This window comes from Rufibacter tibetensis (assembly GCF_001310085.1).
In the GTDB taxonomy this organism is placed as follows: Bacteria; Bacteroidota; Bacteroidia; order Cytophagales; family Hymenobacteraceae; genus Nibribacter; species Nibribacter tibetensis.
In genome coordinates, this window is record NZ_CP012643.1 from 4,788,643 (window position 1) to 4,812,334 (window position 23,692).

17 protein-coding genes are annotated in these 23,692 nt (G+C 46.3%); 7 read left to right on the forward strand and 10 right to left on the reverse strand.

Annotated features, from left to right (window positions below; translation table 11 throughout):
- Positions 1-124: 124 nt before the first annotated feature.
- On the reverse strand, positions 125-1,381 hold the full coding sequence (locus tag DC20_RS19825; RefSeq protein WP_062545435.1) for an AlbA family DNA-binding domain-containing protein: 1,257 nt from the start codon (positions 1,379-1,381) through the stop codon (positions 125-127).
- Between the two features lie 18 nt (positions 1,382-1,399).
- Positions 1,400-2,194, reverse strand: a complete 795-nt coding sequence (locus DC20_RS19830; RefSeq protein ID WP_062545436.1) for a thymidylate synthase — start codon at positions 2,192-2,194, stop codon at positions 1,400-1,402.
- Between the two features lie 313 nt (positions 2,195-2,507).
- Between DC20_RS19830 and DC20_RS19835 the strand changes: the two genes are divergently transcribed.
- Positions 2,508-4,298: a DUF885 domain-containing protein gene (locus DC20_RS19835; RefSeq protein ID WP_062545437.1), complete on the forward strand. Its 1,791-nt coding sequence runs from the start codon at positions 2,508-2,510 to the stop codon at positions 4,296-4,298.
- Between the two features lie 778 nt (positions 4,299-5,076).
- On the opposite strand, the gene DC20_RS19845 is transcribed toward DC20_RS19835, so the two are convergent.
- The gene (locus tag DC20_RS19845) at positions 5,077-6,729 is read right to left on the reverse strand and encodes an NADP-dependent glyceraldehyde-3-phosphate dehydrogenase (RefSeq protein ID WP_062545439.1); all 1,653 of its coding nucleotides are present in this window, start codon (positions 6,727-6,729) and stop codon (positions 5,077-5,079) included.
- A gap of 551 nt (positions 6,730-7,280) precedes the next feature.
- Here DC20_RS19845 and DC20_RS19850 point away from each other — a divergent pair.
- Positions 7,281-8,570, forward strand: a complete 1,290-nt coding sequence (locus DC20_RS19850; RefSeq protein WP_062545440.1) for a citrate synthase — start codon at positions 7,281-7,283, stop codon at positions 8,568-8,570.
- Positions 8,571-8,750: 180 nt separating this feature from the next.
- Here the strand turns inward: DC20_RS19850 and DC20_RS19855 are convergent, their stop codons facing one another.
- Both DC20_RS19855 and DC20_RS19860 read right to left on the reverse strand, forming a co-directional pair.
- The gene (locus DC20_RS19855; RefSeq protein ID WP_062545441.1) at positions 8,751-9,227 is read right to left on the reverse strand and encodes a toxin-antitoxin system YwqK family antitoxin; all 477 of its coding nucleotides are present in this window, start codon (positions 9,225-9,227) and stop codon (positions 8,751-8,753) included.
- Positions 9,228-9,306: 79 nt separating this feature from the next.
- Entirely contained in the window at positions 9,307-9,798 is a 492-nt protein-coding gene (locus DC20_RS19860; RefSeq protein WP_062545442.1) for a toxin-antitoxin system YwqK family antitoxin, read from the reverse strand.
- Positions 9,799-9,954: 156 nt separating this feature from the next.
- Between DC20_RS19860 and DC20_RS19865 the strand changes: the two genes are divergently transcribed.
- On the forward strand, positions 9,955-11,331 hold the full coding sequence (locus DC20_RS19865; RefSeq protein WP_083470391.1) for a PhoH family protein: 1,377 nt from the start codon (positions 9,955-9,957) through the stop codon (positions 11,329-11,331).
- Positions 11,332-11,474: 143 nt separating this feature from the next.
- On the opposite strand, the gene DC20_RS19870 is transcribed toward DC20_RS19865, so the two are convergent.
- Both DC20_RS19870 and DC20_RS23125 read right to left on the reverse strand, forming a co-directional pair.
- Positions 11,475-11,999 (reverse strand): DinB family protein, encoded by a 525-nt coding sequence (locus DC20_RS19870; RefSeq protein ID WP_062545443.1) that lies wholly within the window; start codon positions 11,997-11,999, stop codon positions 11,475-11,477.
- A gap of 214 nt (positions 12,000-12,213) precedes the next feature.
- Positions 12,214-12,426, reverse strand: coding sequence for a hypothetical protein (locus tag DC20_RS23125; protein ID WP_062545444.1), 213 nt, complete (start codon positions 12,424-12,426; stop codon positions 12,214-12,216).
- Positions 12,427-12,702: 276 nt separating this feature from the next.
- Between DC20_RS23125 and DC20_RS19880 the strand changes: the two genes are divergently transcribed.
- Positions 12,703-13,140, forward strand: coding sequence for a YkvA family protein (locus DC20_RS19880; protein WP_062545445.1), 438 nt, complete (start codon positions 12,703-12,705; stop codon positions 13,138-13,140).
- 311 nt (positions 13,141-13,451) lie between these two features.
- Here DC20_RS19880 and DC20_RS19885 read toward each other — a convergent pair whose 3' ends face one another.
- The gene (locus DC20_RS19885; RefSeq protein WP_062545446.1) at positions 13,452-14,342 is read right to left on the reverse strand and encodes an SDR family oxidoreductase; all 891 of its coding nucleotides are present in this window, start codon (positions 14,340-14,342) and stop codon (positions 13,452-13,454) included.
- A gap of 203 nt (positions 14,343-14,545) precedes the next feature.
- Here DC20_RS19885 and DC20_RS19890 point away from each other — a divergent pair, with 203 nt between their 5' ends.
- Positions 14,546-16,513 (forward strand): tetratricopeptide repeat-containing sensor histidine kinase, encoded by a 1,968-nt coding sequence (locus tag DC20_RS19890; protein ID WP_062545447.1) that lies wholly within the window; start codon positions 14,546-14,548, stop codon positions 16,511-16,513.
- Here the strand turns inward: DC20_RS19890 and DC20_RS19895 are convergent.
- Positions 16,502-17,998 carry a phytoene desaturase family protein gene (locus DC20_RS19895; protein ID WP_062545448.1) on the reverse strand — a complete coding sequence of 499 codons (1,497 nt, stop codon included), beginning with the start codon at positions 17,996-17,998 and terminating at the stop codon, positions 16,502-16,504. The two genes, DC20_RS19890 and DC20_RS19895, sit on opposite strands and share 12 nt — an antisense overlap.
- A gap of 66 nt (positions 17,999-18,064) precedes the next feature.
- Between DC20_RS19895 and DC20_RS19900 the strand changes: the two genes are divergently transcribed.
- A complete protein-coding gene (locus DC20_RS19900; RefSeq protein WP_071885515.1) occupies positions 18,065-18,892 on the forward strand; it encodes an NAD(P)-binding domain-containing protein in 828 nt (275 codons plus the stop codon).
- A 61-nt stretch (positions 18,893-18,953) separates the two neighbouring features.
- Complete coding sequence (locus tag DC20_RS19905; RefSeq protein WP_062545450.1) at positions 18,954-20,195, forward strand: BaiN/RdsA family NAD(P)/FAD-dependent oxidoreductase; 1,242 nt, start codon at positions 18,954-18,956, stop codon at positions 20,193-20,195.
- An 842-nt stretch (positions 20,196-21,037) separates the two neighbouring features.
- Here the strand turns inward: DC20_RS19905 and DC20_RS19910 are convergent.
- Positions 21,038-22,957: a DEAD/DEAH box helicase gene (locus DC20_RS19910; RefSeq protein ID WP_062545451.1), complete on the reverse strand. Its 1,920-nt coding sequence runs from the start codon at positions 22,955-22,957 to the stop codon at positions 21,038-21,040.
- Positions 22,958-23,692 lie beyond the last annotated feature (735 nt).

Genomic DNA, 23,692 nt, shown 5'->3' on the forward strand with positions numbered 1-23,692 from the left:
AGAATTATTAGACTTAGCTTTATTATGAATAGTAAACTTTATCAATATAGCAGATTACCTTTCTATATAAAGACTCAGTAGGAGTATCTTTTTCTACTTTATTAAGTTTAGACAATATAGAAAGTTAATATTCTGGATCTTCAGATAAGGTTTCTGATAGCAAACTAGAAAATGCTTCAATAATATTTTTAGGATAAGCACTTATATACTCATCTTTTAATTCAAATTTATTTAATAAAGTATTGAAGAATATCGTTCTTTCGACTTGTCCATGAGAACATTTTTCCTTGTAAGTATCTTTAACAGATGATACTTGAACATTCAAATCGATATCACAATCACAAGATTCAGTAATCCCTTCTAAAATCTTTCCTTGTTTTTTATACTCAAATTTATTCAGCCTATTAACTAATTTATTCCGAGTTAATTTATTCATATCGGGTTTATCTATACTATTTAAAAAATCAATAGCCTCCTCTTTTGAAAGATTGGCACTTTGCGCAAAAAAATAAAAGGGCAAATAGGGACTATTCTGAAATACCAACATTTCTAAGACTACATCTGGAGCTTCGCAATGTCTGTCAAAGAACTGCTCTAATATATCATGCTCAGTAATAATAGAAGGCACAGTCTTTACTATTTCTACATTTCCTAGCTCAATTTCCCCTTTAATTATGTATGCGGGTGCCCCTTCAACTTCTGACAAAGTACCCTCTTTGATTAAATTTAATTTATTAAGGATCTTCTCATCCAAAATAAGCTTAGGCAATTTATCTCCAGTTTGTATCTCTCCAGATGATGTATTTAAAATGGCAGCTGAATCACCAAGTTTAACTAGATTATCGATATTACCTAGTAATCCTTGCAATCTCTTAGCTATTTCTTCATTGATAATCTTTCTTAAATCTGCTGCAAGAATTTTAGCTGTTTGTGCAGGATATCTAAAATAGATATCACCCACCTTGAAAGATGAAGAATCTACCTTCATAATAATAGGTTTCACAGAAGCTTCTTTAACAACTAAGAACCCTATAATTTTTCCAAGGTAAGTCTGAGTAAAAAAGGTGAATTCAAAGTTACCATCAAGACCATCCCGAATTGTTGTACTTATGTACCTGTTGTCAAGGTTTTCATATACATCTTTTATACCAACCAATTCTTTACTATCCGGATCAATGCCAAATAAAATAACACCACCCTTGTTATTAGCATATCCTGAAATAGTTTTTAAATAGTCTTTATCTATGGATTCTCCTTTAGTATGGAGAGACTTTTTAAATTCAATTAAATTACTTTCTTCAAAGCTTGTTTTTAAAAATGCCTGATTTATATCTATACTAGCTCTAAATTCATTAACTATATTATTTATAAGATCTTTCATAAAAGTTTCTATTTACAATTAAACTGCCACAGGCGCTTTAATTCCCGGCCATGGCTCATACTCTTCCAGCGTAAAATCTTCAAATTCAAACCCGAAAATGTCTTTCACCTCGGGGTTCAGTTTCATCTTAGGCAAAGCTTTTGGCACACGGGAAAGCTGAAGTTCTGTTTGCTCCAGGTGGTTTGTGTAAAGATGCGTGTCGCCGCCGGTCCAGATGAACTCGCCGGGTTCCAGGTTGCAGACCTGGGCTACCATCATGGTGAGCAGCGCGTAGGAGGCAATGTTGAAGGGCACGCCCAGGAACACATCCGCACTGCGTTGGTAGAGTTGGCAGCTTAGTTTGCCATCGGCTACATAGAACTGGAAGAACGCATGGCACGGGGGTAACTTCATGTTGTTGACCTCGGCCACGTTCCAGGCACTCACAATCAGGCGTCTAGAGTCTGGGTTGCGTTTGATCTGGTCAATGACCTGGGCAATCTGGTCTATGTGTCCGCCGTCTGGGGTGGGCCAGGAACGCCATTGCGAACCGTACACTGGACCCAGTTCCCCGTTTTCATCGGCCCACTCGTTCCAAATGCTCACGCCCCGCTCCTGCAGCCAGCGCACGTTGGTTTCGCCGCGCAGAAACCAAAGCAGTTCGTAGATGATAGACTTGAGGTGTACTTTTTTGGTGGTCACCAGCGGGAAGCCCTCCTGCAGGTTAAAACGCATCTGGTACCCAAACACACTAATAGTACCGGTACCCGTCCGGTCCTCTTTCTTCACGCCGTTGTCCAGAATGTGGCGCATCAAATCTAAGTAAGCCTGCATGATTATAATTAGAAATTAAGATTTAGAAATTAGAAATGGGTAAACCCATTGGAAGCTTGAAGATAGGAAAAACCGGTTACTCCCCATGGCACAGATTGAAACCTATGGCACCTTTTTCCTGAAGTTTAGCGTGCTTTCGGCCTAGCATCTAACACAAAGTGCTGATTATTTTTAAGTTAGGTTTCAGATAAATGGTTTTAAAAGGCGGGTTTATTCGCTCTTCATACTTTTTATGCCCCCTGTTAAAGTGGAAGGTACAAGCCTACGCTTTTGTTGTTTATATTGGCCCCTTATCAAAACTCAAATCAACCTTATGAAGAAACTTTTGCTCATGGCTGCTTTGGCCGGGGTGCTGCTCTCTTGTGAGAAGAAAGCAGATTCTGGTGCGGCGGCCAACGTTGCGGATAACAAGCAGCTGTCTACCATGTTTGAGAACTACTGGGAACAGAATGCCAGGTTTTTCCCCCTGGAAGCCACGGCCCAGGGAGACAACCGCTACAACCACCTGCTGCCCAACGATATCACCAAATCGTTTCGCGACAGTCTCCAGACGTACTACCAGCAGCACCTGGACAAGCTGCACCAGTTTGACCGCGCCAGCCTCAACGCGAACGACCAGATCAGCTATGATATCTTTGAGTACGAGATGGAAACCCGCTTGGAAGGCCTGAAGCTAAACACCTGGATGATCCCCTTCCAGCAGTTCTGGGGACTGCCCCTCACCATGGGACAGCTGGGTGCCGGTACCGGAAACCAGCCGTTCAAAACCACCAAAGACTATGAGAACTGGTTAGGCCGCGTGCAAGGCTTCACCGTATGGGCCGACAGCGCCATTGCCAACTTTCGGCAAGGAATGGCGAACGGCATGGTGTTGCCAAGACCACTGGTGACCAAAATGATTCCGCAGATGCAGAGCATGGTGGTAACAGATCCTACCAAAAGCCTCTTCTACGGCCCCATCCAAAACTTCCCCGCCGAAGTTCCGGCCGCAGACCGCCAGCGCCTGACGCAGGCGTACCAGCAAGCCATCACCACGCAACTGGTGCCTACTTACCAGAAGCTGGCTACCTTCCTGCAACAGGAATACCTGCCCAAGGCGCGCACCACCACCGGCATCAATGACGTGACCGGCGGCAGCGACTTGTACAAATACTATGTGAAGTACTGGACCACCACGGACAAAACACCGGATGAGATCTATAAAACCGGTCAGCAGGAAGTGAAGCGCCTCAACGGCGAAATGTTGAAGGTGAAAGACCAGGTAGGTTTCAAAGGCAACATGGAGCAGTTCTTTGCCTTCCTGCGCAATGATCCTAAGTTTACGCCATACAAAACGCCGGAGGAGGTGCTCAATGCGTTCCGAGCCATCCAAACCAAAATAGAACCGAACCTCCAGAAGATGTTCGGCCGCACCCCTAAGACCCCGTTTGAAATTCGTCAGACCGAAGCGTTCCGGGCCGCCTCCGCCTCAGCGGAGTACAACCAGGGCTCTCCTGATGGAACGCGTCCGGGCATTTTCTACGTGCCTATCTTAGACGCCACCAAATTCAACACCACTTCGGGCATGGAGTCACTGTTCCTGCACGAGGCCATTCCGGGTCACCACTACCAGATCTCTTTGCAACAGGAAAACGAAAAACTGCCTAAGTTCCGCCGGTTCAGCTGGTACGGAGCTTATGGTGAGGGTTGGGCCCTATACACTGAGTCCCTGGGCAAAGAACTAGGCCTCTACACCGATCCGTACCAGTACATGGGCGCCCTAGGCGATGAGATGCACCGGGCTATTAGATTAGTGGTAGACGTAGGCATGCACACCAAAGGCATGACGCGAGAAGAGGCCATTGAGTACATGATGGCCAATGAAGCTATCTCTGAAGAAGGCGCCATTGCCGAGATTGAACGCTACATGGCGATTCCTGGCCAGGCGCTTTCTTATAAAACGGGGCAGTTGAAAATCAAGGAGCTTAGGGAGAAGTATGAGAAAGACCTGGGAGATCAGTTCAAGTTGGCTTCTTTCCATGATGCTTTCCTGAAAGATGGGTCTATGCCGTTGCGCGTAGCGGAGAAGAAAATGGATGATTGGGCGAAGCAGCAGAAGAAATAACGTCTTTGCTATCGCTTTGAAAATGGTTTTATAACTTCTTTCTGGAGTTGTTTTGAAAGAGAGCCTGTAGTTGATTGCTACAGGCTCTCTTTTTTATGCTTACTTCTTGTGAAAAGACTTTGTGCATGCGGTTTGCTTTTCCCTTGGAGTGAATGGCTTTGACGTGGGTGCATGAGCTTTGTTGTTGCATCTTTTCTGGTAAGCGCTCACGGCCGCGAGGCCCCGCCTTCCGCCCTCGCGCTGTGAGTTCCACTGCCTTCGGCTAAAGCCTCGGCTGCCGGACTTTGTCCGGCACCGTAGACCTCTAGGCGCTCAGACGAAAGGCTGGAAACAGAAAAGCGTGGTTTGACTTTTAGAAAAACAAAGTTGCTGGAAGACATGTTCCAAGTTTTCCAGCAGAAAACATTGTTCTGAAACTCATACAGAAAATATGGTTCAAGTCTTTGACATGGAACTACCATGACCTGCAGTTTGCAACTGCATTGAGGCGTAAGCCTCAAACTACTCTAGCTGATACTCCCCCTTTGAAGGGGGCGAAGGGGGATGTTTACACCTGCAGATACACTGTGTTCATTATTCCATCATGGTTCAAATCTGCGACTAGGACCCAAAATGATCTGCAGCTTGGAACTGCAGTGAGGCGCTAGCCTCATAATGATACCACTGAAAATGGCCACTACTCAGCATACCATTTCTTAAAACAAGCCTCCCCTTAAAAGCAAAAAGCCGCCGCAGGATTGACCCTGTGGCGGCTTTTGAACTGTTTTCTGGAAAACAGTTAGAAAATGAACTTCGTGCTTAGGAAGGTCGACTTTTCTTCTGAAATGATCTGGTTCAGGAGCTGCTTGTTGTTCTCGTTGAACTTGGTGGCAACTAGTGACCGGATGGAGAATGCTCTGAGGGCGTCTACTACGGAGAGGGTTCCTTCGGCGCTGTCTTTACGGCCGGTGAACGGAAACGCATCTGGTCCGCGCTGGCACTGGCAGTTGATGTTTACGCGGCTCACCTGGTTTACCAACGGGTCAATTAGGGATGCTACTTCAGCCGCATCCTGGCTAAAGATACTCACCTGCTGGCCGTGGGTGGACTCTATCAGGTATTGGATAGGCTCCTCCAGGTCATCATAGGCCACGACCGGAATGATTGGTCCGAACTGCTCCTCGCGGTACAGTTTCATCTTCTCGTTAACCGGGTACAAAATGGCAGGGTACACGAACGACTCAAAGGCGGTTCCTCCGCCTGGGTTCACCACCTGAGCTCCATGAGCCAGGGCATCATCAATGCACTCTTTGAGGTAAGCAGGTTTGTGAGGCTCTGGCAGCGGCGTAAGGGCCACTCCTTTCTCCCATGGCATGCCGAACTTCAGTTTAGCTACGGCTTGGGTTAATCCCTCTAAAAACGCATCTACCTTGCTGCGGTGCACGAAGATGATCTTAAGGGCCGTACAACGCTGCCCATTGAAAGATAGCGATCCAAGTACCGTCTCTTCAACTGATAGTTTTAGGTCAGCGTTCTGCGTGATGATGGCGGCGTTTTTGGCATCCAATCCTAAAATAGCGCGCAAACGGTTCACCTTCGGGTGCAGTTTCTTCAACTCATCGGCTACTTTGCTGGACCCAATGAGGGTGAGCACGTTCACTTGGCCAGACTTCATTAAAGCCGGTACAATGGCATGTCCACGGCCGTAGATGGTATTCACCACGCCTTCCGGGAAGGAAGTGCGGAAAGCCTCTAGTAACGGGTAGAACAATAAGGTTCCGTGTTTGGGTGGTTTGAACAAGATGGTGTTGCCCATGATGAGCGCCGGGATGAGCGTGGTAAACGTCTCGTTCAATGGGTAGTTAAAGGGTCCCATACACAGTACTACTCCCAGTGGAGAGCGGCGTACCTGCGCGATAATGCCTTGCTCTATTTCAAAGCGGGAAGACTGGCGATCTATGTTTTTCAGGGCATCTATGGTCGCGTAGATGTACTCCACGGTACGATCAAACTCCTTGACTGAGTCAGCAAAGGACTTCCCTATTTCCCACATAATGAGCTTCACCACCTGGTCTTTCTGCGCGATCATCTTCTGGGTGAAGTGCTCCACGCAGCGGATGCGTCCGTCTACGCCCATGGTAGGCCAGGCGCCCCGGCCATTGTCGTAAGCAGTCACAGCTGCGTCCAGTGCTTCTAAGGCTTCCTTCTCGGTGCACACCGGATAAGTGCCTATCAGCTTGCGGGCATAGGTCCCGTCTGGCTGGGCCAGTGCAACCGGCGAGTACACTTCGTGCGAAGCGCCCGCCCATTCTTTCATGAACCCGTTGGAGAGGTACTCCCGTTGGTGCAGCTCCCCTGCCAGAGCGTACTCAGCTGGTACCTCTGACGAAGAAACGAAGATTCTGCGTAGAGAATCCTGCGTCACAGGGGCAGTTTTTTCTTGTACTTCCATTTTTCTTTGTTGTATTAGTATGGGTGATAAGAGCAAGGCAATTCATCAATCTTAGGAATTATTACAATATCTTCAAAACTTTATTGAGAAGTTTGCGAAACTTTTATCATACCTTTCTTTTATTTACATATTTTAATTAAAATCGCTTTTATTTATGATTATGTTAATGAAAATTTCCTAACTGTTGTTTGTTTACCAATTTTAAAATTTGGCGCTTCCGTACTACCTTGCCGTAAAAAGATGGCATAAAAGAAAGTATTAATAAAAAAACCTGTGTAAAGAATCCTTGTTTCTCCCTGTAAAGAGCAACTTTCTTTCAAGGTTTTTATAACCTGTAAAGTTGACGTAACCTGTTAACTACTATATTGCCTTTTCATATTTTCACCTCCTGAAGCAGCAGCTCTGGTTGTGCAATTTTTTGGGCAAAAAGTGTGCAAACGGGCACCTACAGAAACAAGTAGGTTCTGCATAACACTTTTCATTTTATGCCTCTTTTGGCTAACTTCGCCGCAAGGCGCTATAACCTAACTAAACAAACTTAAAGAAGTAATATGTCTGATTTTGCTGAACTAATTCTTGAGGGCAAATCGTACCAGCTCCCCATTGTGACGGGTGCCGAGAACGAGAAGGCCATTGATATCAATGCTTTACGCGCGCAAACCGGTTATATAACCCTTGACTCGGGCTACAAAAACACAGGTGCTACTGAAAGTGCCATCACGTTTTTGGACGGCGAGGAAGGTATTTTGCGGTACAGAGGGTACCCAATAGAGCAGTTGGCAGAAAAGTCTTCCTTTATAGAAGTAGCGTATTTATTGATCTATGGCAAGCTCCCTTCTCAGGCTGAATTAGACTTCTTCGCAAATGAGATCAAAATCCATACGCTTGTAAACGAAGACATGCGGAAGATTTTAGACGGTTTTCCGTCTGCGGCGCACCCAATGGGCATTCTTTCTGCCTTAGTGAGCTCTCTTACCGCCTTCTACCCAGAGTCTCTTAAATCAAACCAGACCAAAGAAGAAGTAGACCTTTCCATCATAAGGTTAATGGCGAAACTTTCTACCATTGCGGCCTGGTCTTACAAGAACTCTATGGGGCATCCGGTGAACTACCCTAAAAACAAGCTGGACTACTGCTCTAACTTCCTGCACATGATGTTCGCATACCCTACTGAAGAGTATGAGATCAATCCGGTGGTAGTTGACGCGTTGAACAAGCTGTTGATTCTGCACGCAGACCATGAGCAGAACTGCTCTACCTCTACCGTGCGTTTGGTAGGATCTGCCCACGCCAGCTTGTATTCTTCTGTTTCAGCTGGTATCAGCGCCCTTTGGGGACCATTACACGGTGGTGCCAACCAAGCGGTTATTGAGATGCTGGAAGCCATCAAAGCCGATGGAGGTGACTCTAAGAAATACATTGAAAAAGCGAAAGACAAGAACGATCCTTTCCGTCTGATGGGCTTCGGTCACCGCGTGTACAAAAACTTTGACCCACGCGCTACCATCATCAAGAAAACTGCTGACGAAGTATTGACCGCCCTTGGCATCAATGACCCGATCCTGAACATCGCGATGGAACTGGAGCAAGCCGCCCTGACTGATCCTTACTTTGTAGAGCGCAAGCTGTACCCTAACGTAGATTTCTACTCTGGTATCATTTACCGCGCCATTGGTATCCCAACTGAGATGTTCACGGTGATGTTCGCCTTAGGTCGTCTCCCAGGGTGGATTGCTCAGTGGAAAGAGATGCGTGAAGCCAAAGAACCAATCGGCCGTCCACGTCAGGTGTACACTGGTGCTACAGAGCGTGACTACACTTCTATCAGTGAGCGTCAATAAGTAGACAGATCTTATAAAAAGAGAAGGCCAAGCACATGTGCTTGGCCTTCTCTTTTTATAAGATCTGTTGTTATTAGGGTATTTTCTAAAAAACGCCTTCACAGCCCATTGCCTTCTTTTTTTCTGGTAGATTAAGTAAAGGTGTATCCTTTCCACTTTCCGGGGTGCAAGCATTATTATCTATTCTGTTGCTGGTTTCTTTGTTAGTATGGGTTCAGCAGAAAGGGCTTTGCCGCGGTTGAAAGATTTCCATCCGCGCCAGGTGCCAGTGGAATCATAGTAGTTCCAGTCACCATGCCACTTGTACATCAGGAGGCTCTTTTCTTCAAACAGGAACGCCATTCCCTCATGCGACACTTTTCCGTTGGGGTGGTAAAAGGTAGTCCTGATGCGCTTGTTCTTAGGATCGTATATCTCTAGCCTTTCCAGCATGCCATTGTCTGAATAGGTTTTCCAGGTGCCGTGTTCACGGCCTTTCCTGTACCGGCCCTTGTACATGAGTTGAGCGGGTTTGTGATCATAGAAGGAACGCCATTTGCCTTTCCGGTTACCATCTTTGTCTGTTTTGTTCCATTGCCAAGGCCAGTCAGTTCCTGAAGAAAGTTGAGGGAAGAGCAGCCAACTTCCCACCACAACTAACAAGATTCTACTTTTCATTTGCTTTGGTAAAAACAGTTACATAACGACAAAAGTCAATTGAATAATTTAGAAGGTTCTTCTGGTTTTCCGTTTTCCTTTATTGCCGGGGCACAGGATCTTTGGTGGAAGGCTCCCCCTTCACAAATTTCTTGATGCCAATGGGCTTTCCAGATTCATCAAAGTACTCCCAGTCGCCGTCCCAGTAGAAATGTACGCCGCCGTGTTCGGCATCTTTCAAAAAAGCGGTTCCTCTGTGCGATACCTTCCCGTTAGGATGATAATAGACCGTTTTAATGCTTTCCTTTCGCCGACGTATCTTCTCAGTGAAGTACAGCTTCCCGTCTGCCGTGTAGGTTTTCCAGGAGCCTACCTCTTTTCCGTGGCGGTACCTTCCCTTGTAATGCAGCACCTTTGAGTCAGCATCATGGAACGTGCGCCAGCGGCCGGTTTTAAACTCTTTTTTGTCAAACCGGTTCCATTGCCAAGGCCACGCCTGGGCGGGGGAAGAAACCCCCAAGAACAAGGTTAATACTGGTATCCAAAGCCAGTTTCTCTTCTTCTTGAAAGAAAGTTTGTATGGTGTTTCCATTGAAATAAGCAGCGTTTTATGAAGCACAAGGAAGTGAGCATTTCCCTCTAAATTTTAATAGGAGAATGTAGTATTAAAAACGAAATATTTACCATCTTAGGTATTGATGATGCGCCTCTTAGTAGAGGAAAATGTTCACTCTATAACCCCTTTCGTGTGCAGACAACAACCAAACCCCGTAAGCGTGCCGCCAAGCCCACGGCCGATGCGCAAAAAGTAAAAAAAGCCTTCGTGCTGGATACTTCTGTGATTCTCTATGACCACAGCGCCATAGAGCATTTTGGGGAGCATGATGTAGCCATTCCTATCACCGTTCTGGAAGAGCTGGACAACTTCAAGAAAGGAAATGATATCAAGAACTTTGAGGCAAGGGAGTTCATCCGGTACATAGACAATCTTTCGGCAGAGCATATGCTTCAAACCTGGATCCCGCTGGAGGGCTCAAACAAGGGACGCTTCAAGGTTTTGATGGGGAATGGTTCGCCCATTGACGCCGAGAAGATCTTCAACGAAGACAAAGCCGACCACAAGATCCTGAATGCCACCCTTTCTCTGCAACATGAAATGCCCGATCACCGGGTAACATTGGTAACGAAGGACATCAACCTCCGCCTGAAGGCACGGGCTCTGAACTTATCTGCCGAAGATTATGAGACAGGTAAAATCCAGAACGTGACCAACCTGTACCGGGGCAATGATGTAGTAGAGGACATACCGCAATCCGTTATTGCGAAGCTGTATGAGCAAGGCGAGTGCCCGGTAGAGGAAGCCCTGCCCAACCCGCCGTCAGACAACCATTACTTCATCCTGAAAAGCACTAAATCCTCTGCACTAGCCTATTATAATCCCCAGGAAAGAATACTGGAACGGGTAGACAAGCCACATGCCGTGGGTGTAAAACCCCGTAATGCCGAGCAGACCTTTGCCTTACACGCTATTCTGCACCCGGACATTAAGCTAGTTTCTATCCAGGGAGTGGCAGGTACCGGTAAGACCTTACTTGCTTTGGCTGGTGCCCTGGAGCAGCGCGAAACCTACCGGCAGATCTATTTGGCTCGTCCTATCATCCCGCTTAGCAACCGCGACCTCGGGTTCTTGCCCGGCGACGTGAACTCAAAGATTGGTCCGTACATGGAGCCGCTCTGGGACAACTTGAAATTCATCCAGAACCAGTTTCCAGAGCACAGCCGCGAAAGCAACCGCATCAAAGAAATGGTGGATGATGATAGGTTGGTGATCACCCCGTTGGCTTACATTAGGGGACGGAGTTTGTCTAACATCATATTTATTGTAGACGAGGCCCAGAACCTAACGCCCCATGAGATCAAAACCATTATCTCCAGGGCTGGTGAGAACACCAAAATCATCTTCACCGGTGATATCTACCAGATTGATACGCCCTACCTTGACACCCAAAGTAATGGCTTATCCTACCTCATAGACAAAGTCAAAAATCACCCTCTTTACGCGCACGTGACCCTTCAACGCGGCGAACGTTCAGAGCTGGCCAACCTGGCTAATGAATTGCTATAGAAGTGATTGTTAGGTGCTGATTGTTGATGATTATCGGAGTTAAAACCAGAATCCCTTTTGGGGCCGTTTTCTAGAAAAAGGCCCCAAAAGGGATTCTGGTTTATTAAACAATAAAAGAAAAGCAATCAGCAACTAACAAGTAATTAAAGCTTAGCCAAGTACCGCTCTTTCAAAATGTTTAAGTGATGGCGCTCGTGTCCGGCAATGATAAACGCCAGGGCAGCTACCGATACAGGGCTGCCGTTGGCGTTACCAACTCTCGTAAAGGCAGCAGGTGCCATGGAGTCAAACAAAGCTATGGTAGATTCCCGAACCACCTGGTGTTCTTCCAGCAGTCCGCCTACCGTTCGTTCCTGAAAGAAGGCATTCGCGACATAGTCATTCTCATCAAAGCCGGGCAGGGTGTTCTGCTCTCCGCGGGCTATGCACAAGGCTCGGTATGCCATGATGCGCTCTGTATCATTCATGTGCCCCAAAAGTTCTTTGATGGACCACTTACCCGGTGCATAGGCAAAGTCTGCTTCTCCATCACTTACCCTTCCAAAAAGCTGGATTACCTCATACCGCTGTTTTTGCAGAAACTCCAACACATCTGTCCCCTCTGGGACACTCTGGACATACGGTTGATAATAGGCATTGTATTCCGTGGGTTGCGGCTTTGGGATCATACAAAATGGATTTAGAAGAAGAACCGAAGTACGCAAGGCTGGGGCTAAATACCAAATGTACGTAACGGAGATACACCCAAGAAAGCCTGAAAAAGCTATCAGAACTGAGCAGCGGTGAAAAGAATGGTCTCGCCCTACTCCTGCTTGTAGGGTTTGTAAAACCTGTGTTCCTTATTCAAGATTTAAGACGTGTTGTTACCTGTTTACTGAAGTATTACTGAGGTTGTGAACCGGAATAAGGTTCATATAATGCAGTCAGAGCCTCCTTGTCACCGACTGCATCAGTTTGGAAAATCCTTAGGCGGTGATGATCTCCAGTAGAATTAAGTTGGCCTTCAACAAAGGGCAAATTCCTCACTTGGGCTTGGGTGTCTGTCGACATCAAAAAGAAATTCCAAAACAGAAAAAGGGTAAGATACTTTTTCATTTGAGTCTGGCATTTAGGTGAACTTACCTTCGTAAACTAACACTTTAAGTGGAACATGCTGTATTTCAGCATACACCCTCCCGCGTAACACCCCTGTCCTTCAAAGATAAAACCTTCTCAGGTTAAATAGTAAAATAAATATATACTTTTTTATTTATTGTGTACTATGTCCTGCTTTCTTTTTTTTTGGAAAAGCTCTAAAAACAACGGGTATATATCCAGACCATGGGTGCTCGCGTATACGCTGCTAACACAAAGACTTAATTACATAAACATATGAGTTCACTTGCAGAGAAAGGGTTGAAAATCTCTAAAAATGCTTTTTTCAACTTCATTATATCAAGGGCTTCTGGTATCATGAAAAAGCCCGTTAAAGTAGGCTTGCTCCTGACCACTGCCTATGAAAAGTTGAAAGACGCCAACAGCAATGAAAGCGGTTTTGACCAACTAAAAGACATCATGTACCGCCTCATCCGTTTAGTGAAAGCATATTACAACGGAACTTATCGCGAGGTAAACACCAAATCTATGCTACTGGGTGTAGCGGTGTTATTGTACATTGTTACCCCGTTGGACCTGGTACCAGATTTTATTCCCATCATTGGCTTTGCTGATGACATTAGCTTAATGGCTTGGTTTATCTCGGCATTCCAGGAAGAACTCCAAAAGTTCCAAGTATGGGAAGAAGGCTCAGTAGCGGTAGGCCACTCCTAGGTACTCATAAATAAAAAGGTATCTGGAAGCAAGTTCCTTGGCTAAGTGTTTGATGCTCCGTTTGATGGCTGTTTTTACAAAAACAGCCATCAAACGGAGCATCACTGTTTTACAGGTGAAATGTTGTGCCTTAAGTGTTTTCTATTAACATGAATCCTTTTTCGCATTTTGCCAAGAATAGCCCCAGGTTTCAGCCAAGCAACTCCCGGGTTTTTATCACTGCCCATGCATTGGGTATAGTCCTGCGAAAACTAGAACATGTACCATGTTGATGGATAGATAGCTACGGAGCCTACATGTGTAGACATAAACTACCCTTTTGTATTAGGCTTCTTTCCGCGCACCATGTCTTCAATGGTATCCCACATCTCATGCGGAACCTGATCCAGGTAATTGAATTCACCGCCGCCGTAAAGCCATTCGCCTCCATCAATGGTGACTACTTCCCCGTTCACGTAGGCAGAATAGTCTGAGATAAGGTACGCTGCTAAATTGGCCAGCTCCTGGTGCTCGCCGTACCGTTTCACCGGAATGCGGTTTAAAGGGTCTAATTTCTTCGCCAGTGCCTCAGGGAAAAGCCGGCTCCAGGCACCTTCGGTAGGGAAAGGACCCGGCGCAATGGCGTTGGACCGTATGCCGTATTTGGCCCACTCTGCCGCCAAAGACCTTGTCATTGCCAATACTCCAGCCTTAGCCGTTGCCGAGGGTACCACATACCCGGAGCCGGTCCAGGCATAGGTAGTTACTATGTTCAGGATAGTGCCTGGCTGCTGCAAGTCAATCCAATGTTTGCCTAAGGTAAGGGTGCAATTATAGCTGCCCTTCAATACGATATCCACGATTACATCAAACGCCTTAGGAGACAATCGCTCTGTGGGGCTGATGAAATTACCCGCCGCATTATTCAACAAGCCGTGTACAGCCCCAAACCTATTCAAAGTGGCTTTTAGCATGGCTTCTACTTCCAGTGGCTTTCGTACATCGCAGGCTACAGGTAACACCTGGCCACCTGTTTTCTCGGCCATCTCTAGGGCTGCTTTCTCCAGAACATCCATTTTGCGACTCGTGATCACCAGGTTGGCCCCTAATTGCAGGAAATAGATTCCCATGGATTTGCCTAATCCCGTTCCACCTCCGGTGATAATGATGGTTTTTCCGTTCAGTGCACCGTCGCGCAACATGGGTTCTGTATATGCAGCCATTGTTTTAAAGATTTTTGTAAGAGATTGAAGATAAATTGCTTCTGTTTCTACTTGAAAAGCAATATATTTAGAAATAAATCAAAGATTTAATATAAAATTTTAAAACGACCTCTAAATACTCAATTATGAGTATTTCTGAAATCCTTTGGATTGGGTAATCTACGCGCAGAATGCTTTAGGGTCAAATTGCCATCTGTGATAGTATGAAAAAATTATACTTTCTTTTATTCTGGCTTGGTCTGACGGCATTTCCTCTTCTGGGCCGTACCCCTGTAGTGCTCATGCAGGAACTTAAGCGTGCTTCTTCTCCCCAAAAGAAAGTAGAGCTCTTCAACCTTATCAGTGAATACTATCGGGAGGTAGACCCAAAACAGGCAGTGTTATACGGGCAAAAAGCGGCTGATCTTGCTACCCAGTTAAAGGACCAGAAACAACTAAGTGCTGCCTACAATAACATTAGCATTGGGCACTACTGGCTTAACAACCTCATAAAAGCTTCTGAGTTTACTTACAAAGCCCTCAAAATACGGGAACAGTTGCGCGATTCTATAGGAGTGGCGTCTAGCTACAATGCGTTAGGCAACATTCACCGGGAGCAGGAAAATTATCAGACTTCTATTGCCTTTTTTGATAAAGCCCTGAAAATTGGCGAACGGATCAACCGCAAAAAGACCATTAGCACCTCACTTAATAATCTGGGGGCTACTTATGAGTTAATGGGTCACCCTGAAAAGGCCCTGAAGTATTACCTACAGGTGAAAGAGCTTAATGACGAGGGCGACCAGTACGACGAGGCCTTGAATGACCTGAACCTGGGTAACATTTATTTTCTACTGGGCCAAAATGACAAAGCCTTGACGCACCTGAACCATTCTCTTTCCATAAGTGAAGAAATCAGAAACGAGATAAACAAAATTTACATTTACCGTTCTCTGGCTCAGATTCATTTACAGGGAAAAGAATACGCTAAAGCAATAGCAGAAGCAAAGAAAAGCCTGCATATTTCGCAGCAGGTACCATCTCCTGAAGGAGTAAAGGAAGCCTCTCTCCTTTTAAACAAAATCTACCTCGCACAGAGTGACTACCAGCAGGCACACAGCTACCTCATGCTGCACAATGTCTACAAAGACAGCCTTTTGAGCCGGCAGCAAAGCGAGGCTCAGGCCGAGATGCACGCCAAATATGAGTTGGAAAAGAAAGAAGCGGAAAACAACCAGCTCCGAATAGAACAGGAACTCCAAAAAGAAAAGCTGGTTCAAAAAGAGCTAATTCAATATGCCACTGGTATTCTGTTATTAATGGCTTTGGCGTTGGCCTTTGTTTCTTATAAAGGAAGGAGACGGGCAAAAATGGCTAATGAACAACTTTCCCAATTCAACCAGGTGATACTAGAGAAAAACCAGAACATTCATCTGCAGAAAGAAGAATTGGAAAAGATAAACCACCAGAAAGACCTGCTTTTCTCTATCATAGCCCATGACTTGCGCAGCCCTTTGATTTCGCTACAATCTTTACTCCAGTTAATTGCAATGGGGAAATTGCCGCAGGAGAAACTGGACCGCTTTGTAAAAGAACTGGATACCCAGCACCAGAATACCCTAGGGTTGCTGGACAACCTGCTGGTATGGGCTAAAATACAGATGAAGGGGGTGAGCTTAGAGCCGGAGCCGCTCCAATTGCGGGATCTGGTAGACCAGAATATTCAATTATTACTGCCACAGGCACAGAAGAAAGGTATAACCCTGGAGAACAATATTCCCGAACAGTTGTATGCCTTAGTAGATGCAGAAACGCTAAAGTTGGTCTTCCGGAACCTGATGACAAACTCCATCAAGTTCTGCCATGAGGGTGCGGTAGTAGAAGTTATGGCAGACCAATTAAGCGAAGAACAGTTGGTAGTCACTGTGAAAGACTGTGGGATAGGAATTAGTCCGGCAAACCAGTTAAAGCTATTCGGGGCCAATAACTTCAAAGAAAGAGGTACTGCTAATGAGAAAGGCAATGGTCTAGGACTCATGCTTTGTAAAGAATTTATTGAACGGAATGGTGGGGAGATTTGGGTAGACAGTGAAATTGGAGTAGGTAGCCAATTCCACTTTACCGTGCCAGCGTACCAGGTAGAGAAACCTGAGGAGGCCTATTCTGACTTAACCGCAGAATCAATGGTGTAGTCTTTCAAGGCCTTCCTTGAAGTGATCTCGCAACAATTTGTTTGCGGCAATGATGCCACTCAGGCAAACCCCGGGAATCCCCTGCCCGGGATATACAGTATCTCCGCAGAGGTAAGCTTTCCTGCCGTCTAACCGGGCATCTTTCATTTGCCAAGGTTTGATTCGCTGGTACTGCGGGTACCCACCTACCTGACCCCACTCCCGGCCAGTCCACTCAATCCAGGCACCTGGGGTAGCAGCTTGTACAAACTTTACTTGTGCTTCCTTAAAGAATCCCTGGCCAGCCAGAAATTTAACGGCCCATTGCTCCAGTACTTTCTTCTGCTCTATCCAGTTCTTCTTTGGATGGAGTACATGGGTACTCACCGAAGCCACGCACATTCCATCTGGCGCTCTCAGTTCATCTTCCGGATGACTCAAGCTTACAAAGACGCTTTCACTCTGAATGTAAGGAACTCCGCCAGGCACATGTAACTGGTGGTGCAACACCGTGGGTGTGGAAGTAGAACGTTCAAACACAATACCCCACGTGACAGCTCCATTCACCTGATCAGCAGGAAGCAAATACTTCTGCAGGCTTTGTTTTGTTTTCAGGTCGTTGAACAAGGAAGAGACGTTGTTTAGGGGCAAACCAAATATGATGTATTCCGCCTGCACAAGCCCTTTGTCGGTGTCAATCTGATAACCTCCTTCAGAGACAGGGGTAATTTGCTTTACCAACCTGCGGTACATCATTTGGGACCCTTGCTCCTCCAGGTAAGAAGCAACGCTTTTCCCTAACTGCCGAAGTCCCCCAGGCACATAGTAGTTTCCATACAAAGTGTAGCACAGAGCTGTGGCTCCAAACAAAACATTCACTTCGGGATGTACATTCTGCGCGGTGATCAGCAACTGCTGGTCAACAAAAGAGACAAAGCGCTCATTTTGCAGCAAACCATGAGTAGTCATAAAGTCTTTCATGTTCTGAAAGGCCAATGGTACCAAACTAAGTTGCTCCACCTTCACCGACTTTGCCGCCTGCCAAAGGTCAGAAATAGAACCGAATGGAAAACTTACCTGCTGTAAGGAGGTGCGCCATACTTTCTGGCTGATTTCAAAACAAGCCTCCCAAAATTGCCGCTGTCCTTGCTTCCCGAACACCCGCTCTGCCTCTTGTATCCAGTCCTCCAGTTTAGGGTAACGGGTGATCAAAGTGCCGTCTGTTAACCGCACCTGCATGGGGGTCTCCAGTTTGAGAAGGGGAAGCTGCATTCCTGTTTTTTCCAGTAAGTAACGGACCGGCATGTCTTCATCCAACCCCACCAATGTGGTCGCACCCGTTTCAAACCAGTACCCTTTCCGCTTGTAGGAAGAGGCACACCCTCCCGGATAGTTGTTTTGCTCCAGAACCGCCACCTGCATGCCAGTTTTAGCCAGTAAAGCTGCCGCAGTCAAGCCTCCAAATCCAGATCCGATGACGGCTACCTGTACCCGTTGTGTTTCCATGTAGTGCTTGAACCAAATTGAAGGGGTTTTGTTGCGGTGCCAGATAATTCAGGCGTTCTTTGCGAAATGAGGAACAAAACGATCAGTGTATTAGGATGCGGGTTGCTAGGGCTGCCCTTGGCTCAGGAACTTGTCCAGGCAGACTTTCAGGTGAAAGGCTCTACCACCACTCCAGAGAAAGTGCCTCTTCTCCAAGCTAAAGGCATAGAACCGTTTCTACTCTCTTTTCCGGAAAAAACCTCTAATACAACGTTAGCTGAATTTCTAAACGCTGATGTACTCATCTTTAACCTTCCTCCCTCCAGATCAGCCTCTTCTACAATCTCTTATGAGCAGATACTTCAAACAGTACTGGAAGCTAGTCCAGCTACTTTGCAATACCTTCTTTTTGTTTCTTCTACTTCCGTGTACCCTGACCTTAACCGGGAAGTTAAAGAGGAAGATGCCCATGCAGTAGCAGAAAGCCCCATCCTTCTGTTACGGTGCGAGCACCTGGTACAGCATAAACCTGGGTTATCTGCTACTGTCGTTCGTTTTGGAGGGCTGATGGGAGACAACCGCCACCCCGGGCGCTTCTTGGCAGGCAAAACCAATGTTCCGCAACCCAAAGGACCGGTAAACATGATTCACTTATCAGATTGCATAGGTTTGCTGAAAGAGATCATTCTGCAGGAAAAATGGGGGTTCACTTTCAACGCATGCGCCCCGGAACATCCTACCAGAAAGGAATTCTACACCACCGCTGCCCAACAAATGATATTAACTCCACCTGCTTTTGCTCCACAAGGGGAAGCTAAATTTAAGATCATCAACAGTGACTTAATTCAGCAGGAACTGAAGTACACCTTCTTTTACCCAGACCCATTGGAGTGCCTCACCTCCTCTGGCTTTTAGATCTGCTTACCTGATTAGCACTTGTTTTTTGCGTATTTTTGTAGAATTAAGCTTAATACAGATGCAAGAGACAGTAGTTGTAATTGGAGGAGGCGCGGCCGGATTTTTTGGCGCCATTACGTGTGCTGAAGCAAACCCTCACCTGAAAGTACTACTACTGGAAAAGACCTCTAAGTTGCTGTCTAAGGTAAGAGTATCTGGTGGAGGTCGCTGCAATGTGACGCATGCTTGCTTTCAACCGCTGGCTTTCTCGCACCACTATCCGCGTGGGCAGAAAGCCCTCAAGAAACTGCTCCCGCTCTTTGGGGCGAATGATACGGTGGCTTGGTTTGAGAAGCGTGGGGTTAAGCTAAAAACGGAGGCGGACGGGCGTATGTTTCCTCTCTCCAACTCCTCAGAAACCATTGTAGAATGCTTGCTTCAGGCAGCCCGCAACGCAGGCGTAGAAATCAAAACAAGTCTTGGTGTCAATGCCATTGAAGTCCAGAAGGAAGCCCCTACTCCAGAACGATTCAAGCTGGTATTGAGCAATGGCGAAACTATCTATGCTAATAAAGTTCTGGTTTCTACGGGGGGCAATGCGAAACCAGAAAATTACGAGTGGCTTCAAACCTTAGGGCACTCCATTGATGTACCGGTTCCCTCTTTGTTCACGTTGAATGTGCCTGGCTCACCTTTCAAAGATTTACAGGGCATTTCGGTACCTAAGGCCAAAGTTAAATTGACGGGCCAAAAGCTGGAAACAGAAGGCCCTTTGCTGATTACCCACTGGGGTTTAAGTGGTCCGGCGGTACTGCGGTTCTCCGCTTGGGGTGCTAAACTGATGTTCGGGTTAGGATATAACGGCACAGCCTTGGTGAACTGGGTACCTGATGTAACAGAAGACCACGTTCGGCAACAACTTCTTCAGCAACGCCAATCTTCTCCCCGTAAGACTGTGTTTACCAATCCTCTGTTTCAACTTCCAACCCGACTTTGGCAGCGTTTGTGTGAATTAGCCGAAGTGCCGGAGTCTGTCAAATGGGCTGAATTACCAGGTAAGGCCCAAAACAAATTAATTGAGCTGTTGATCAGAACCCCGTTTGAAGTAAAAGGAAAAACTACCTTCAAAGAGGAATTTGTCACCTGTGGCGGTATCAAACTAGAGGAGCTTTACCTGGAGCGGATGGAAAGCCGGATTGTACCAGGCTTGTTCTTTGCTGGGGAAGTAGTAGATATAGATGGGATTACGGGAGGATTTAACTTTCAGGCTGCTTGGACGGGGGGGTATTTAGCGGGGAAAGCTATGGCTCAAATAACTTAATAAGTTTATTCGTCTTGTGGGCTGATTATATATAATCAGCTTTTCCCTTGAAGTAGATGGTTGTTGAGTTGGCACATTAGCTCTGTTGTTTCATATCGGCGGTAAGCGCTCTCGGCCGCGAGGCACCGCCTTCCCCTCTCGCGCTGTGAGTTCCGCTGCCTTCGGCTAAAGCATATGCAGACGGGCGCTGCCCGCCACCGCAAACCTCTAGGCGCTCAAGCGAAAGGCTGTAAAAGGGGGATTCGTGGGCTTTGTTCCTGAAATACATGGTCGCTGGAATAACATGGTACAAGTTTACATGCAAGAGAACATGGTTCAAGTCTGTGACTTGGACCTACAATGACCTGCAGTTTGAAACTGCAATGAGGCGAAAGCCTCAAACTACTCTAGTTGATACTCCCCCTTTGAAGGGGGCGAAGGGGGATGTTTACACCTGCACGTCCACGCCTAGCTGTTACACATCTACCGTAATACAGCCTGCTACAAAGACCTCGTAGTGAAAGCAGGTTACGAGCGTCCATGCCAAAGCCGCTTAAAGACTGTTTTCTGCAAATTTGTTAAGACACGGTTCGCAGTCTCTATAGCTTTTATTTCCATATTAGAAATGTGAATAGAAAATGTCTACACGCGAGCAGATTCAAACGCTCAAGTTTATCTCCTTTTTACAACCTTCTTTCTAAAAAACAACTCCTAAACGGTTGAGGTAGGCACAAAAAAAATCGCGGTCTCTTTTGGACCGCGATTTTTTAAAACAGATACTAAACCCTTTATTAACTTTTAAGCTCTGTCCCTGATGTATACGGGGTGCTTTTGGCTAAGGTTGTTGTATTTGAAAAAAATTTTTAGAAATCTCTTCTTTTTCTTTCTCTGAAGCCGCCACCGCCGCTGGTACCACGGTCACGATCTCCGCCACCGAAGCTTCTTCCACCACGGTCGCCACCACCAAAGGCTCTGCCTCCACGGTCACCACCACGGTCTCTGTCGCCGCCGTAAGAACGGCCTCCTCTGTCACCGCCACGGTCACGGTCTCCACCGTAACCACCACGGCTAGGACCTCTGTCTCCACCACGGTCTCTGTCGCCACCGCCACGGTTGTTGTTGAACGGTCCATCGTAGAATTTCTTTCTAGGACGATCTTCCAGTTCCTGCAACTCACGACCACCTTCAGCAGGGTCCATGTTTTTCTTCTCAGCTTTCTGGAACTTCACGGTCATGCCGTTAATTTCTGTTACAGCCAAGCGCTCTAAAATCTCAGAGGTATAGTCAGTAGGCACTTCAATGAAGCTGAACCGGTCATACAGGTCAATGTCTCCTACTTTGCCACCAGGGATGCTGGTGTGGGTGGTAAGAATATCAACCAGATCTTTCGGATGCAGACGGTCTTTCTTGCCTAAGGTCACGAACAAACGGTCAAAACCTGGCTTAGGACCACCTTTGGCTTCACCAGCCTCGGCACTTTTCTCCTTGGCTTTGGTGTCTTTCATCACCAATTTCAACAAAGCGGCTGCAATGTCAATGGTTGTGAAATCCTGGTCTACCAAACGCTCAATTTTAAGCACGTGCTTGGCCAGGCCACCTTTTTGGATGACTTCTTTCACCTGATCCAATACCAACGTGGTACGAACTTCGGCTACGTCTTCATAAGTAGGTACGTTCTGACGGATGATTTTTGCTTTTGTGAAGCGCTCAATATCCCGCAATTTGTACAAGTCACGTCCAGCCACGAAAGAGAATGCTTTACCAGATTTACCAGCACGGCCAGTACGGCCAATACGGTGTACGTAGCTTTCATCGTCCTGCGGAAGGTCATAATTGATCACCGCTTCTACGTTGTCTACGTCAATACCGCGGGCAGCAACGTCAGTCGCTACTAAGATCTCCAGGGTACCGGCTTTGAACTTGTTCATCACGTTGGTACGCTGGTTCTGGTTAAGGTCACCGTGCAAACCATCAGCAAAATAGCCGCGGGCCTGTAGGTTGCTCACCAGTTCGTCTACCATGCGTTTGGTATTACAGAAGATGATCACCACTTTGAAATTGTACATGTCAATCAGGCGAGTGGTTACTTCCATCTTGCCGCCGCTGCGTACTTCAAAGTAGATCTGCTCAATGTTGTTCACGGTCAGCTGCTGCTGGGTTACCTTCACAATCTCAGGATTGGTCTGGTACTTACGCGTCAGCTCCATGATGGGCTTGCTCATAGTAGCCGAGAAGAATACCGTCTGGCGGTCTTCAGGCATTTTAGTTAGAACAAACTCAATGTCTTCTCTGAAACCCATGTCCAACATTTCGTCGGCCTCATCTAAAATGATGGTTTTAGTGGTTTCCAGACGAAGAGTTCCTCTTTCAATGTGGTCCATTACGCGGCCGGGTGTTCCGATCACGATCTGTACCCCTTGCTTTAGGGCGCGTAATTGGCGCTCATAAGGCTGACCACCATAGATAGGCACTACGCTGATGCCTTTTTTGTATTTAACTAGTTTCTGAATCTCTTCTGATACCTGAATGGCCAACTCACGCGTTGGGCAAAGGATCAACGCCTGCACCTCGCGGTTGTTAGGGTCAATACCTTCTATTGTAGGGATCGCAAAAGCGGCAGTTTTGCCGGTACCGGTTTGGGCTTGTCCGATTACGTCGCGGCCTTCCAATAAGACAGGAATGGCGGCAGTTTGGATAGGGGAAGCCTCTTCGTAGCCTAAGTCCACGATAGCACGCTGGATTTCTTCCGACAACGGAAGCTCCTGGAATTTAATTCTTTCCATTAATTTTTGATAGTGTGATATATAAAGACAATACACCTGCCCTAGGGTATTCGTCATTTATCAAGATTTCGTTGCGGGAATCCGCACAGAGGTTTGCTTGAGAAGTGCCTTTTTGCCAAAAAATGAGACCAAACGGAGTCTCGGCGTGTATTGTGGTGCAAAGGTAGGTAAAAAAATAGTAGGTTCCTAATATAGAAAAGAAACCACCCCTTATACAAGCATTATTTAAAGAAATAACCTATTGGCTAAAGAAACCGAAAAAGATAATGCCTGATTTCAGCTCATTTTCCAGATAGACGACGGAGCTTCATACGCCTCCAGCGCTAAGTTAAGTTGGTCTCACTGATTATTACTGAAATAGGAAGGTAGCTCTCAAACGTTCTTCTGTCATTTTCCAACCCTAATCTTATGTACGGCTGATTGGTAAGGTTAAAAACTTTGCTTAAGGAGTATTTGATTTGATGTAACAGTTTGTCCTTTTTAAACTGTCGGTACTGAGTACTAGTCATTACATAATTGTTTCCATCACCTACAGGGTAATCAACAGCTCAAACCTATGGGTTTACTATTCGCTTTAGCTCCCACACTCCTATTATAGAGGCTGCCATTAGGTTTTCTTCCTCTTACTGGCAGCTTCCTAAGGAACCTTGAAAAATCAATCAATAGGCATATAGAAAAGAGTTTTTCCATAGAAATTGGTTTGCTGATAAATTGTATATATTTCTATTATCATCT